This is a genomic window from Mesorhizobium sp. M2A.F.Ca.ET.043.05.1.1 (assembly GCF_003952445.1).
Lineage (GTDB): Bacteria > Pseudomonadota > Alphaproteobacteria > Rhizobiales > Rhizobiaceae > Mesorhizobium.
In genome coordinates this window covers 3,202,919-3,217,318 of record NZ_CP034446.1, presented here as the reverse complement: position 1 = coordinate 3,217,318, position 14,400 = coordinate 3,202,919, and the positions used below count along the sequence as shown (strand labels likewise).

9 protein-coding genes are annotated in these 14,400 nt (G+C 58.3%); 7 read left to right on the top strand and 2 right to left on the bottom strand.

Annotation, left to right across the window (positions count from 1 at the left end; genetic code table 11):
* Positions 1-539 precede the first annotated feature (539 nt).
* From EJ069_RS15900 to EJ069_RS15880, 5 genes are all read left to right on the top strand, one after another.
* Positions 540-1,982 (top strand): hypothetical protein, encoded by a 1,443-nt coding sequence (locus EJ069_RS15900; protein ID WP_126062098.1) that lies wholly within the window; start codon positions 540-542, stop codon positions 1,980-1,982.
* A gap of 148 nt (positions 1,983-2,130) precedes the next feature.
* Positions 2,131-2,793: a hypothetical protein gene (locus EJ069_RS15895; protein ID WP_126062097.1), complete on the top strand. Its 663-nt coding sequence runs from the start codon at positions 2,131-2,133 to the stop codon at positions 2,791-2,793.
* The gene (locus EJ069_RS15890) at positions 2,793-4,106 is read left to right on the top strand and encodes a hypothetical protein (protein ID WP_126062096.1); all 1,314 of its coding nucleotides are present in this window, start codon (positions 2,793-2,795) and stop codon (positions 4,104-4,106) included. Before EJ069_RS15895 ends, EJ069_RS15890 begins: the two co-directional genes overlap by 1 nt.
* Complete coding sequence (locus tag EJ069_RS15885) at positions 4,103-5,149, top strand: hypothetical protein (protein ID WP_189476399.1); 1,047 nt, start codon at positions 4,103-4,105, stop codon at positions 5,147-5,149. The genes EJ069_RS15890 and EJ069_RS15885 overlap by 4 nt, the downstream gene beginning before the upstream one ends.
* 328 nt (positions 5,150-5,477) lie before the next feature.
* Complete coding sequence (locus EJ069_RS15880; RefSeq protein WP_245456597.1) at positions 5,478-6,359, top strand: hypothetical protein; 882 nt, start codon at positions 5,478-5,480, stop codon at positions 6,357-6,359.
* A 38-nt stretch (positions 6,360-6,397) separates the two neighbouring features.
* Here EJ069_RS15880 and EJ069_RS15875 read toward each other — a convergent pair whose 3' ends face one another.
* Positions 6,398-6,991, bottom strand: coding sequence for a thermonuclease family protein (locus tag EJ069_RS15875; protein ID WP_245456595.1), 594 nt, complete (start codon positions 6,989-6,991; stop codon positions 6,398-6,400).
* Positions 6,992-7,270: 279 nt separating this feature from the next.
* The gene (locus EJ069_RS15870) at positions 7,271-7,720 is read right to left on the bottom strand and encodes a MucR family transcriptional regulator (RefSeq protein WP_126062093.1); all 450 of its coding nucleotides are present in this window, start codon (positions 7,718-7,720) and stop codon (positions 7,271-7,273) included.
* Between the two features lie 323 nt (positions 7,721-8,043).
* On the opposite strand from EJ069_RS15870, the gene EJ069_RS15865 reads away from it, so the two are divergent.
* Positions 8,044-8,376: a hypothetical protein gene (locus EJ069_RS15865; protein WP_126062092.1), complete on the top strand. Its 333-nt coding sequence runs from the start codon at positions 8,044-8,046 to the stop codon at positions 8,374-8,376.
* Positions 8,377-8,755: 379 nt separating this feature from the next.
* A complete protein-coding gene (locus EJ069_RS15860; RefSeq protein WP_126062091.1) occupies positions 8,756-14,326 on the top strand; it encodes a DUF3320 domain-containing protein in 5,571 nt (1,856 codons plus the stop codon).
* Positions 14,327-14,400 lie beyond the last annotated feature (74 nt).

Here is a 14,400-nt window from a genome sequence, read left to right as displayed (position 1 = left end):
CTATTCACTACCACTGTGATTTTCATCTGATGATGAAGGGGACGATAATAGTCAAGTGAGTTGGAAGCCTCTGTGACGCGGCCGCGGAACGGAAGCTAAGAACCCTCTCACGAGAACGGCGGTTCGGGTACCCTGAGGCAGAAAGCGGACTCTCAAAGTTTCCGCTAGCCTGGCTTGTCGATGAGGCTATCGCCGAGGGTCTCCTCGCGGACGCCGCCATGTAGGATTTTTGGGTGTCGGGAAGCCGTTACTTGACGGCAGGCAGTTCTATGTCGTGCCGAGGAGCCGGCCGGGTCGCCGCAGAGCGGACAGGCTGGCGGAGATCGTCAGCGCTCAGAGCCACCAAGGACGCTGACGAGTCGTCCAAATCCGCCTCAAGCAGTCGGCCAGCGATCGATTTTTGCAACCAATTGCAACTGCCCTGCCACAAAGGATAAGCGCCTAATAACAAAGTGGACATTTGCGTCTGCACAGTTGCCCTTTGCCTCTACTGTGCATAGAAGCACATTGCAGGGGTGTGACGGGGCTGGGTAGTAGGCGTGGGTTCTAAATTCGAAAAGCTAAATAGGCTGCGCGAGTCTTTGCGTGAGTCTAACCATGATTTCCGTGCGAGTACCCAGCTGTTTAGCAGCCTAGACGTCGCCAAGATCGATCGCGATATGGATCTCGCCGGTCGCGGGAAGGAACGTGGCGAGTCGAACCAACCGCCCAAAAACGCAAAGAATCTTGACGACGTCGAACATGCCATCATCGAACGGGTCGAAGACGAGAAGAAGGCTTCCTATCACACCCTTGAGGATAGCCTCCAACTTCTAGGTGGGCGTTTAGCCGGGCTGGATTTCGAAGAACAATTCGGCCTGATCCGCCAGGCCAATGCAGCGAGCGTATCGGACTTCAAGGCTTCGGTCGCCGTCGGGTTGGACGAGCTCCACGGATTGAGAAGGGCTCTGAACGACGCTGAGAAAGAGCATTCCTGGTTCAAGGAGAAGCACGGCTTGGTTCGAGCTGCGCGCGTGCAGCATGGCGCAGCTCACGTCCTTAGGCTCTCGCTGCTACTGTTCTTGTTCCTCATTGAGACTGCAATGAACGGCAGCTTCCTTGCGAAGGGAAACGAACAAGGGCTCTTCGGAGGCATCCTAGAGGCTGCGGCATTCTCCTTCATCAACATCGGAGCAGCTTTGCTGCTGGCGGTTTTCTGTGCCCGATTGGTCACCCACCGGTCCAGTTTCGGAAAGTTGGTGGGCATTGGTTCGATCATTTTCTACATTGTGCTGGCCGTGACCATAAACCTGGCCCTGGCTCATTATCGTGAGGTGAGCGGGTCACTCGCTGACGGTGCAGGTGTCGAGGTTATTCGGCATCTGCGTGCCGATCCGACAGGTCTGACGGACGTGAAGTCGTGGCTGCTATTTGGCATCGGGCTCATGTTCTCGCTTTTCGCGTTTATAGACGGCTGGTTCGTGTTCGACCCGTATCCAGGCTACGCGGGGGTAGAGAATCGGCTGGTTCACCGGCGCGAAGATTACATCGACCGCAAGAAGGAGCTGATCGAGGAACTGCAAGATGTTCGTGACGATCACAACGAGAAGGTTGAGGACATCGTCAAGGAACTCGGAAGTCGTCGCAGGGAGCATCGCGCGATTATCGATCATCGCTCGAGGCTTCTGGCGCTGTTTGCGCAGCATCAGGATCAATTGGAGCGAGCTTGTAACCAGCTTCTCTCGAAGTACAGAGAGGCCAATATCCAGGCCAGAACGGAGCCTGCACCCAAGCATTTCGGGTCACCGTACAAACTGGATCGGATAAAGCCTCACGTCTCGGGGGAGGGAGAGTGGAGCGAGTCTGACATTGGCGCGTCGATCCGCGCCGCACAGGAAGAGCTGAACGCTCAGGTGCGGCTGATCGGCCAAGAATGTGAACGTGGTATCGAACAATACCGGGACCTCGACAAGCTTCATCCCGACAGTGTGAGCAATGACTAGGCGGTCTCGCAGGCGGAAGAAGGGCCAAGCAGGCACGATCGTCGCGGCTGTCGCCTTAGGGATTTTATCGGTCGCGATGTTGGCCGGCTTTGGCTGGATGTGGTCTAGATCTGGGAAGGGTCAGATCGATGCTAGCACGAACTGCCCGTTGGATGGGCCGACCAGCCTGACGGCCGTTCTGATCGATGCGACGGATCCGATTTCGGCAACGACGATAGCCGATCTGAAGAATGAGTTCCGCAAGACAATCGGGCGGGTCGAGCCGGGCGGATATGTAAGAATCTACACTTTGAACTCAGCGCCTGGCGACCTCACCGTTATGTTCGACGGATGCAATCCTGGCGACGGGTCAACGGTAGATAGTTGGACCAACAATCCTGCCCGTCGTCAGAAGAAGTGGGAAGACGCTTTCGGCGATCCCTTGAGTAAGCTTCCTGATGAGATTCCGAATGGTGACTCGGCAAGCCAGTCTCCGATCATGGCCGGCATCCAAAAAATCAAACTGTCGCTCTTCGATAGCAGTCTGGCGAAACAGGATAGCGCAAAGCGATTGGTTGTCGCCTCGGACATGATTGAGCATACGTCGCTTTATTCCCAGTACCGATCGGGCCTCGATTACCAAAGATATCTCAATAGCGCCGCCGATCGCACCTACGGCACGTCGCTGGATGGAGTGAGTGTCACCATTCTCTACATCGACAGGACGAAGAAGCCATTTCAGACGCTCGACCACGCCGAGTTCTGGACGCAGTGGGTGCAAAATCACCACGGCGAGTTCGAAAAGCTGGTTAGGTTGGAAGGGTTGAACTGATGGCCAGGAAACATGACCATTCCCTGTTGGGCCATCAAGTTTTTCCGCTGGTTGTCTTTGCGGTTTTGACCCTTGGAGGCTGCGTCTTCATCGCAATCGCCAAACTTTCCGGTGTGAACCCGATTGTCGGAGCGGGCATACCGGTTTGCCTGATGTTCTTCTACCTGGGTGTATCGGTCTTCACGGGTAAGCTGCGGCTGCATGATGAGCAGACTGGCGACAACCTCTACTACATGGGCTTCCTGTTCACGCTCACGAGCCTTGGGGTCTCATTGTTTCAGTTCGGCTCGGAAGGCTCGACCGAAACCATCGTCCGAAACTTCGGTATCGCGGTGACGTCGACGATCACGGGCATCGCGCTCAGAATTTTCTACAACCAGATGCGCCGCGATCCTGCCGATATTGAGCGGACGGCCAGGCACGAGCTCGCGGACATGACAAGGCGGGTAAGGGCTGAGATGGAGAGCGTGACCAGGGAGTTTGCCGAATTTCGGCGCGTGAGCCATCAGATGCTGGAAGAGGGCTTTGCCGAGATTGCCACGCAGGCAGAGCGAAACGGCGAGCACATTAGATCCGCCCTCGAGAAGGTCGCGATGGAAGCGATCAAGCCCGTGCAGGAGGCGTCGGGTAAACTGAGCGACGCTCTCAAGGAGAATTTCGGGCAGGTCGAACGTCAATTTTCCTCCATTGCGCAACGGGTCGAGGCGGCCGCGGGTTTGCTAGACAAGGCCAATGGCTCGATGTCTTCGTCAGTGAGCAAGCTCGGCGCGCAAGCGGACACGGTGGCCACGAAACTCGGAAATGTTGTTGTCCCTGACGAGGTATTGAAGAACGATTTGGCGCCGATGGTGAAGATGCTGGGCAGTGCTGTCGCGCAGTATGCCGTGAAAACTGAAGCCGCCTCACAGGAGCAGCAAGTGCGTATGACCAGTCTCACGGACGTGGTGGCGACGGTTGCGAGCAGTGTGGAGCGAGCCGCTGCAGCCGCGGAAAAGACTGCCGAGACCGTGCAGGGTCAGCAGAAGGTGACAGAGGCGCTTGCGGCCGTGCTGCAAAGGCAGAGCAAAGAGACGAGCGAACTCTTCGCAGCGCTTGCGGAAAGGGGTCCGCAAATTTCTCGCCCGACCCAGTCTGTCAACGGCCCAATAGCGATCGATCCGACACCTCCTGCGACGCCTGCCGTCAGTGTCACCGAAGATGCGCCGATCGAGATTTCGCAACCTCCGCAAGGCGATACGTTCCAGACGTTGGCCGGGACACCGCAGGCAGAAAAGGTTGAGCCGCCGAGACGGTCCAGTTGGTGGGGCAGGTGAGCGACGTCGGCGGAACATCGGTCGCTTTCGAGCGCAAAGGTTATGGCCGCGGTCTGATCCTTGGCCTGACGATGGCCGAAACGATGCTGCTTCTCGTTTTCTGCCTTCTCTTAGCGGCCGGCGCCATCATCCACAAAAAGGAGCAAGAGGCGGCGGAGGCGCAGAAGATTGCGCAATCCGTCCAGGAGACCATTCGCAAGCTCGACGAGGAGAACAAGCGGCTGCTCGCTCAGCTAAATGCGTTCAAGCCCGCGACGGGACGCAATGTCTCCGATCAAGAATGGCGCGAACTCGTCCTTGCGAAAGAGGTCGTCGAAACAATCAAGAAGGCAGGGCTCACGGTTGAAGAGGTGGTGCAAAAGGCGCCGGTCACCAAAGTTCTTGCCGACAATGACGTCGACGTCGAACAGGCCAAGGCGATGGTCGAGCATGTGAAGGTGCTGAAGGAGTATGGCTACGTTGGAGCGGCCAAGACGTCCAAGGACCTTTCCGAGGCGCTGAAGAAGGCCGGCGAGGCCGTGGTTGCGACCAAGCCGCATGATTGGCCACCCATCATCAGCCTCAGCGAACTTGGCGGGTATAATTTCGCATCTGGCAGTGCTGAGCTTTCCGACGACTTCAAGATGAAGCTGCGTGATCTCTCGAAGACCATTGCGAGCATTGCGAAGGCGTATGGCGTCGACGTCATCGAGGTGATTGGCCACACGGACGAGCAGGCGATGTCCGGCGAGTCATCGAACATGGACAAGGGGCTCCAGCCGGTCCTGGCCCATAAGGTAGGGATCGGTACGCTCCACCCAGCCGACAACGCGGGTCTTGGATTGGCTCGCGCGATCTCGGTCACGAGCATCTTGCGCGACATGCCCGAGCTGAAAGGGTTCACCATCCTGCCGATGTCAGGCGGTCAGCTGATACTTCCTGGCGACCGCCTGACTGACGGAGCACAGGCTGGCGACGTGAAGGCAAGACGACGAATTGAAATCAGGGTGAGACAGCGCTCCCGCGAAACGGACTTGGCGCCAGCTGCGGGGTCGAAGTCATGAGCGGGAAAGAATGCTGGTGACCTAACGCTCACAGCATTGAGTTGGGGGCTCAAAGGGGATGGGGTTTTACGTTCGCAAATCGATCAGCGCAGGGCCGTTCCGATTTAACTTTTCATCGGGCGGCGTCGGCGTCTCAGTAGGCGTTAAGGGGCTTCGGATCGGAACGGGCCCACGAGGCCACTACATCCACGCAGGCGTCGGCGGGCTCTACTATCGTGGGACGCTCGGAAAGGCCGGCGCGAAAAACACTGCTCGCCAGCCGCCCCATCGTACACCGGACATACAGCCGCAACCGTCTGCGCCGGAATACGTGGCAGATGGTGTCGTGATGAGGGAGATCGAGTCCGGCGACGTGATGGAAATGCGCGATGAGACCTCTGCCGAAGTCCTGGACGAGATCAATGCCAGACAGTCGCAGATCCGGCTCTCGGTGATCTTGGCGGTCTTGTGCGGCATCGTGGGCTTCGTGGTCGGAAAGGCGATCGGGGGCGTCGGGCCAGTGGTGGGAGTTGTAGCCTTCCTGCCCGGCATGCTGATCGGCAAGTGGTTTGACGGCTATCGCCGGGTTAGTGTGCTTTTCTACGATTTGGAGCAGGACGCCGAGGCGGCCTATGGCCGATTGGTGGCCGCTTTCGAAACGCTCACCGCTTGTGCGGGAAGGTGGCACGTTGCGGCGGGCGGCAAGATCGAGGATCTGACGACTTGGAAGCGCAATGCCGGCGCCAGCATGCTGGTGGACAAGAAGCCGACGGTACTTGCGAGCACCTTGCCGCAAGTTGTTCGCAGCAACGTCACGCCGCCTTCAATTCACGTGGGCCGGCAAGTGCTCTATTTTATGCCGGATCTTGTCCTGGTGAAGGATGGCAACCGCTACGGCGCCATCGGCTATGGTGAACTCCGTACCCAATTTGCGCCAAGCAATTTCATCGAGACTGGTCAGGTTCCATCCGATGCTGAGGTTGTAGGACATACCTGGGCACATCCCAACAAAAGCGGCGGCCCTGACAGACGGTTCAAAAACAACAGGCAGATCCCGATCTGCCGATATGAGGCATTGCGCCTATCGAGCGGCAGCGGTCTCAATGAACTCGTCGAATTTTCAAAAACGAACGTCAGTCAGCCTTTCTGCCATGCGATATCGGCGCTGGCGCACCTGCATGGCGCCACCGCAACATCCTCGCGTCAGCGAAGCCTCACGGGTAGGGTCTGAACAGACGAGAGGTGGTCAGCCGATCCACCCCACAGCCCTCAGCAAAGACCTTCGCAAGGAATGCCATCGCTGTCTCTGTCGAGTTTACCGCCCCACGAGCAGTTGCTCAGATACCAACGCGCTTCCTCACAGGAGGAAATCTGAGAGCAATAGCGTCGCGGCTGACACGAGTAGCTCTGGGCTATTTGACCTTGGTTGACGAGGTTGAACTTACGATTGGTTGAAGGCTTGGGGTCATCCGAATGACCTGCGCGCCAATCCCATGGCGCCTCGAACTCGCCAGTCCACAATCCTACCTTGCCGGACTTCGCTTGTGCTTGCAGATCGGCGTAGGTGCCGTGGCTATATCGAGGCCAATCAAGAGCCTGGCCGTGCTCGACCATCCACGAGGCGACGCTGGCGCCGTCGGCCCGGCGACAATCTCCAACGAAGCGGTGATACCTATCCCATGCGACAAACGTGCATTGGACGGGGCGAGCCTCGGCCAGAAAGGCGTCTAGTGCCTCGGCGGACCGTCGCCCGCATGGATATTCGAGCCCATTGGCATCTTTGCAAAGCTGCCGGCTTTCAGGCGCATCAATACCATTGAGGCGAATTCGCTGACCGTGGATTTCGATAGTGTCGCCATCCACAACCGACGGCGCGCCTATTATGGATGGTGGTTTCGCAGCTGTTTGGTTGGGTATAACTGCGGCGAGTTCACCATGGCTGCGTCCCGTCAGGGAAACGGCGGCGTAAGCTGAAGCTGCCAGGCCGATAACTCCTAGAGATATCAAGGCGAGGGTCCGGGTGCTTCGGGAAGTGCGGTCAACCGAGCTACGTTGGCGGCGCCTAAGGCGCGACCGATGTCGGTGGGATTGCCGATCGTTCCTCAATTTTAAGAACTCCTCGCGAGCACAGACGTGATCGACCTATCGGGCCTTTGCTCTTTTAGCCGGGGCCTTTTTCACCGCAGCCGCCTTGCGGCCAAGTCCCATCGACTTGGCGAGCGCGGAACGGCTCTCCGAATAATTGGGAGCGACCATTGGGTAGTCGCGCGGCAGTCCCCATTTTTCACGATACTCATCGGGCGTCAGGCCGAAATGAGTGGTCAGATGTCGCTTGAGCGATCGGAACTTTTTTCCGTCTTCGAGGCAGATGATGTAGTCCGGCGTCACCGACCGCTTGGGATTGACGGCCGGAAGCTGTGCCGGTTTTTCAGGTTCAACAGGCTGACCAATACGTGACAACGATGAATTCACGCTCTCGATAAGTTCAGGCAGAGATGCAACGGGCACCGCGTTTTTGCTGACGTAGGCTGATACGATGTCAGCGGTGAGTGCGATAAGTGACCCTACGTGACTGTGGGAATCGTCGGCCAATTTTTTGCTCCATGAAACAGCGTTCTTTTATTACCGGCATTCCCACAAAACGCCAGTAGACCGGAACCATCTTCAGAAAGATATGAGAGCTAATCGCATCGATTCTCTTTGTATGCGTCCCTTCCCAATGTAGATTGACCCGCGTGCCGTCCTAGACGTCAAGCCGCCGGCTTAGCGGCTGATCAGAGTCCGGATGGGCGCGAAAGTCAGCCCCGTCGCGGGCATGCAAGCTAAGAATTGAAAAAGCGAGGCGACTTTGCGCCGAGACAATTGCGATTGGCCGGTAAAGCGAGGTTCTTTGGGATTGAAGAATCAAGGCAGAGGTGTCTACTGACCGTCCTATCGCGGAAAAAGCAAAGGCGCATATCGTGACATCTTTTGAAGACCCCAACGAGGATTCCGACGAAACCAACCAGGATCCCGAAGATACCGAAGGCCCAGACAATGGATCCGAGGGAAGTACAGAGGATTCTGGCAGTTCGACCAAGGGGATGCCGCCCCGCGCCCGCACGGAAAAGGAAATTGAGGAACTGCAGCGGAATCCGAGCGCTGGCGCTTTGCGAGCCCGTGACGGAGTGTCAGTAAAGCATGACGACCTGTTGGATTTGGCAATTCGCGGCGGCCGGGAAAGATCGTCGTCATCGGATGAAGACTGAGTTTTCTTCGACCTCAAACGGTGGGTCAGTGCTCACGACCTGGATTCGCCGCCCGGCATATATCGCCGAATTCTCTAAGGCCGACGATGGCGTCGTCGCCCGTTGACTCTGGAACAAAAAGAGAACATACTGCGCTTCAGTAGGGCTGGCGATTGCTATCCACAGCTCAGTTCTGCATCTAGCGGATGACTGACCGTTCCCGCCATTGCTTGCGTGATCCCCTATAAACCTAATCTAGAGGATGACCTCCGTCGCATTCACAAATGTTGCGGCCCGCCCGGTACGTCGCCTCTATTCACAAATTGGGAAAAGGGATTGTTTCTTGTTGCGACGGCCATTGCCCAGGTTCTATGTTTTCGTCGTGCGTGGGGGGGTGTAGTTGTCTGACATCGAAAAATCCGTCTTCCAGAGCGACTTGCCTCTGAAGGAGAAACTCGAGCGCGCCAGGATGGAGCTGCTTGATCTTTCCGCGCGCAATCGGCTTTTGAATGTGCCGCGGTTTTCCAAGAGCGCGAAGACGATCGACATTGTCGATGAGAAGTCGTCGGAGATCTATCGGTTGCTGGTGAACGCAGGCAAGGCCTTTACGTTCCTCGCCGGCAAGCCCGATAGACCGAAGGCAGCCCAAGAGGGCACCTCCGCGGACGAAGAGATCGACTATTCGCCCATCTCACTTGCTCAGCCAGAGGATGACGAGGTCGACGATCGGGGAATCTCCGCGCGACATTCGGACACCAAACTGCAGACGCGGATGACTCCCACCGGCTTACAGCGCCGGCTTCTCGACCTCTATCATGATGCTCGAACGCTCGAAGAGGAGCAGGGCGTCAACATCCTCTTCTTGGCTCTCGGGATGCTGAAGTGGATTGACCCGAACAATAAGGAGAACATCCGTCAAGCACCGCTCATTTTGGTGCCGGTCCGACTTGAGCGAGGAACGGCCGGGGAGAAGTTCCGGCTGCGCGCAAGACCGGAGGATCAGAGCGCGAACCTCTCCCTCGAGCTCTACCTCGATCGCATGCACAAGCTTGCGATGCCGAGCTTCGACGCGGGAGACGACTTCGACGCCTCAAAGTATCTCGATGCCGTGGCCGACGCGGTCTCCACCAAAGAGGGTTGGGAGGTGCTTCGGGACGATATGGTGCTGGGGTTCTTCTCGTTCGCGAAGTTCTTGATGTACCGGGATCTTGATCCCGAGATCTGGCCCGAGGGCTCAAAGATCATCGAACAGCCGAAGATCCGCTCGCTCCTTTCAGATGGCTTTGAAGCACGCGAGCCGTTGATGTCGGAGGATATTGCGATTGATCCGCATATCTCGCCCGCGGAGATGTTGCATATCGTCGACAGTGACAGCTCCCAGACGCTCGCAATTCATGATGTCCGAAGGGGCCGCGACCTTGTCATCCAAGGTCCTCCGGGCACTGGCAAGTCGCAGACGATTGCAAACGTAATCGCGTCGGCCGTGGCCGATGGAAAGACCGTTCTTTTTGTGGCCGAAAAAATGGCCGCCCTGGAGGTCGTGAAGCGTCGACTGGACAACGCCGGGGTAGGGGATGCCTGCTTAGAGCTCCATAGCAACAAGGCGAATAAGCGGATGATGCTGGAGGAGCTGCGTCGCACCTGGCAGCTCGGGTCGCCTCGAGGCCAATTCCCGTCTGCGCTCACCGAACAGCTCTTGCAGGCACGCGATAAGCTCAATGCGCATGCAGAGCGGATGCATGTTCCCTTCGGTGCATCTGGGCTAACGCCATATCAGGTATTCGGCCAGCTAACCCGGCTCAGGCAGAGCGGACAAAAGCCGGTGGATATCGAATTGGAGGGTGCGACCGATTGGACGGATGAAGGTGTTTCATCGCGCCGAAAGCTGCTCGACGAGGTCTCTCAACGGATCAACGAAATCGGGCTGCCAATCCACCATCCCTGGCGAGGAGTTGGCCTTGATGTTGTATTGCCAACGACGGTCGAGCGGCTCGTGCCGCGCATTGCGTCGTTGCTGGAGCAAGCGAAGGCCGTACAGGCCAAACTGATCGACATTGCCGCGCGGATCGAGGGTGACGCTCCCCGGATTTTGAGTGACAGCGGCGATCTAGAGGATCGCGCGGAACTTCTCGCTTCGGCACCGGACCTCCCGGCCGAAGCGCTAGTTTCCCCGGCGTGGGATGACAGCCCTAAGGAAATCTCCTCGCTCCTTTGGACAGGATCCGATTTCGCACGCAGATTCGAGGAGGTTTCGCGGCATTTGGCGGCGACCGCGATCGACACCCCAATTGAAGATCTCGAGATAGAGCTTGCCAGGCTGCCGGCGGAATTTTCGAAGGACGGCTTTGTTCGCGCGCACCAGCTGACGGTTCTGCTCCCGCGCTTGCGCGATGAAGCCGAGCGGCTGAATCAGGAGCTTGGGTCAACGGTCGTGCCGGACACGCTGGCAGGGATCCTTAGATTGATCGCGACGGGGGAGAGAGTTGCGGCTGCCCCTGACGCAAGCCCCGAAGCATTTGCCGCGACCGTCTGGGATTCAGGACTTGAACAAGCCGCAGACCTTGCAGAGAGCGTCGCCACACTTGAGGCGGTACAAGCAGAATTGAAGGGCAAGGTTGTCGATGCTGCCTGGAACACGGACGTAGTAGCAACGAGGCAAGCCCTCGCCACTCATACCGGACTGTTGAAGGCATTGAGCCGCGACTACAGGCGCGCCAAGGCGTTGGTTCGATCCCTTCTGGTCGATGCCAACACGCCTTCGACCGAGACCGTGCGCCTCCTTGACGTATTGATGAAGGGGCAAGCGGCAGCCGCAAGGGTTCGTGATGGCGATGCCTTTGGTCGCTCCGCCTTCGGCGCAGATTGGCGCCGGGAGAAATCGTCTTCGGCACCGCTCTTGGCGCTAGTGGAATGGATGCGCACGCTGAGGGGGCTTGGGTCGGAACCGCGACTTATTGCCGGTCGTATTGCCGAGCGCACTGAAGCGGGCGCGCGGGCGCTCCGAGTTCGCAAGGTGATAGATATCGGCCGGCCGATGATCGAGGGTTTCTGGAATGATCTTGGCCACCTCGCGCCGTCCATGCTGGGTGACGTGGCTTCCGCGGAAAGGGCTTCACTACAGCTGATGGAAGAGAAGGCGCGCTCCGTAGCTCAGGCGGACGAAGCGTCTCAAGGGGTTCTGGCCGGCGTGCCTGATCAGTTGTCGGATCGGCTGGAGCTTGTACGGCGCCTGGGAGCTCTACAAAATCTCGCTCGGGAGATCGATGCGGCTGAGGGCCTTGGCATATCCGCATTCGGCTCGTCTTGGCGTGGCCGAGGATCTAATTGGGCCGCGCTTACGCAAGCCGAGCTCTGGTTGAAAAACAACAGCGCGCTTCGACATCTGGCCGCGCGTCTGCCTGACAGGGCCGAGATCGCAAAATCGGCTCGTGCGACGCGGGAAGCGACCCAAGCCGCGGCGCTGCAATTGAAGGCGCTTGCGGAGGATCTGAAGGCTGACGCTTCATCATTGTTCGCAGTTGACGATTTCTCGGAGGTTTCGATTGCCGAGCTGATTGCTCGATTGGAGGGCTGGCTCGCGCACCAGGAACAGCTCTCGAAATGGGTTGCCTATGAAGAACGATCCGAGAGTGCCCGAAAGGCCGGCCTGGGACAGTTGATCGACGGCCTAGCCAACGGCCAGGTTCCGACCGCATCGGCGCGGTCGGTCTTCGACATGGCCTATTACGAGAAAATCCTGACGGCGATGGCGACGAAAGAGCCTGAGCTCGGAAGGTTTGACGGCGAGCTCCATTCCAGGGCGGTCCGCGACTTTGCCGATTTGGATCGGCAAAGGATCAGGGCTAGCGCCATCGAGGTTGTGACAGCGCATCATCGCAAAATCCCTGCAAGAGATGGTGGAGCCGGGCCCGTGGGGTTGCTCCGATCTGAAATGGCGCGCAGAAGGGGCCATATGCCTATCCGGCAGCTGATGCTGAGAGCCGGGCCTGCCGTCCAAGCGCTAAAGCCCGTGTTCATGATGAGCCCGCTTTCGGTAGCGCAGTTCTTGTCGCCCGGCCGCATGTCGTTCGACCTGTTGGTCATGGACGAAGCGTCTCAGATCCAGCCGGTGGATGCGCTCGGTGCCATTGCCAGGGTGAACCAGGTGGTCGTCGTAGGCGATGAACGCCAACTGCCACCGACGACATTCTTTGCGAAGATGACCGGCTCACAGTCTGAAGATGACGAGGGCGAGGGTGCGCAGGTTGCCGATATTGAAAGTATCCTCGGGCTTTTCACGGCGCGTGGTTTGCCGCAGCGCATGCTTCGCTGGCACTACCGTAGTCGCCATCAATCGCTGATTGCCGTGTCAAACAGTCAGTTCTACGAGAACCGGCTCTTCATCGTGCCGAGCCCCTATACCCAAGAGGCGGGCATGGGGCTGCGCTTCCATCACGTGCCGGACGGAGTGTTCGATTCAGGCGGGACTGGGACGAACCCGATCGAGGCACGGGCCGTAGCAGAAGCGATCATCCGCCACGCGAAGTCGAATCCGCAAGAGTCTCTGGGCGTTGCCACTTTTTCCGTTAGCCAGCGTCGTGCGATCCAAGATGAGCTAGAAGCGCTGCGTCGGCTAAATCCCGATACGGAAGACTTCTTCCACGCCCATCCGAGTGAGCCGTTTTTCGTCAAGAACCTGGAGAACGTTCAAGGCGATGAGAGGGACGTGATCATGATCTCAGTGGGCTATGCCAAGAATGCACAGGGCTACATGGCCATGCGCTTCGGCCCACTCGGTTCGGAAGGTGGCGAGCGTCGCCTTAACGTCCTCATAAGCCGGGCCAAGCGCGCCTGTGAGGTGTACGCGTCGATAACAGACGAGGACATCGACCTCGAGCGCGGAAAGGGTAAGGGGGTTTTCGCCTTCAAGCTCTTCTTGCATTACGCGCGGACTGGGAGGATCTCGCTCGCACAGACGACGACTAGGGAGATGGGTTCAATCTTTGAAGAACAGGTAGCCAACGCATTGATTGAACGAGGCTATCAGGTCCATGCGCAGGTAGGTATCGCGGGCTTCTTCATCGATCTGGCAGTTGCCGACCCCGAGCGGCCAGGACGCTATTTGCTTGGTATCGAATGCGACGGTGCTGAGTATCATTCCTCACGCTCCGCCAGAGATCGGGATCGCCTGCGCCAAGCCGTGCTCGAAGACCACGGTTGGATCATTCATCGCATCTGGAGTGCTGACTGGTTTCAGCGCCCGCGCGAACAGCTCGAGCGAACTGTGGCAGCGATCGATGCTGCAACACGAGAACTTGCGGAACGGGCAGAGTTAGGCAACCAGCGAAGCCGTGCCGCGGCGGTACAGGTCGTAACGGTTGACCGAGGCAATGTCACCGAAATCGGCTTGGAAACTATGAATGGCGCCTCCACACCTGATCGATCCTACGCGGAAGCCCGTGTCCAAAGACCGGCCGGACAGTTTGAGCTTCACGAGACGCCTACCGGCCTTCTCGCGGGACTGGTCGAGCAGGTCGTGGCAGCGGAGACGCCAATCCATCTCGATGAGGTGGTATCGCGTATCCGGGACGCCTGGGGTCTTCAACGGGCCGGTGGTAGGATCCAAGACGCAATAGAGCGCGGCCTGATTGTCGCCGAGGCGCGGGGAGCGGTGGCACGTCGAGGCGACTTCTGCTTCAATCCCGGCGCAGCCATTCAGCTGCGCGACCGCAGTGGCGTCCTGTCCCCTGGATTGCGTAAACCCGAAATGATCTCGTTGGAGGAAGTAGCCCAAGGAGCAATCGAGGTGGTGAGGTCCAACCTCGGCGCAACCGAAGACGAAATCGCAACCAGCGTTTCGAGGATGCTGGGCTTCAAAGCCACTAGCGCGCAATTGAGGCAATTGATTTCATCGGCGGTCGCCGGCGCCGTTGCGAACGGATCATTGCGATACCAAGACGGGCTGCTGATCGACGGCGCAAACGGCCAGTGAGATATCAGCGACAACGCGAGGGCGGGCTGCCATCCTCGCCTGACGTGACGAACCTTGGACGAGGTCTGTCCTTG

What these genes read in the sequence shown, in the direction of transcription:
- EJ069_RS15890 (WP_126062096.1), top strand. Translation starts at nt 2,793, where the DNA reads ATGGCCAGGAAACATGACCATTCCCTGTTGGGCCATCAAGTTTTTCCG.
- EJ069_RS15880 (WP_245456597.1), top strand. Translation starts at nt 5,478, where the DNA reads ATGAGGGAGATCGAGTCCGGCGACGTGATGGAAATGCGCGATGAGACC.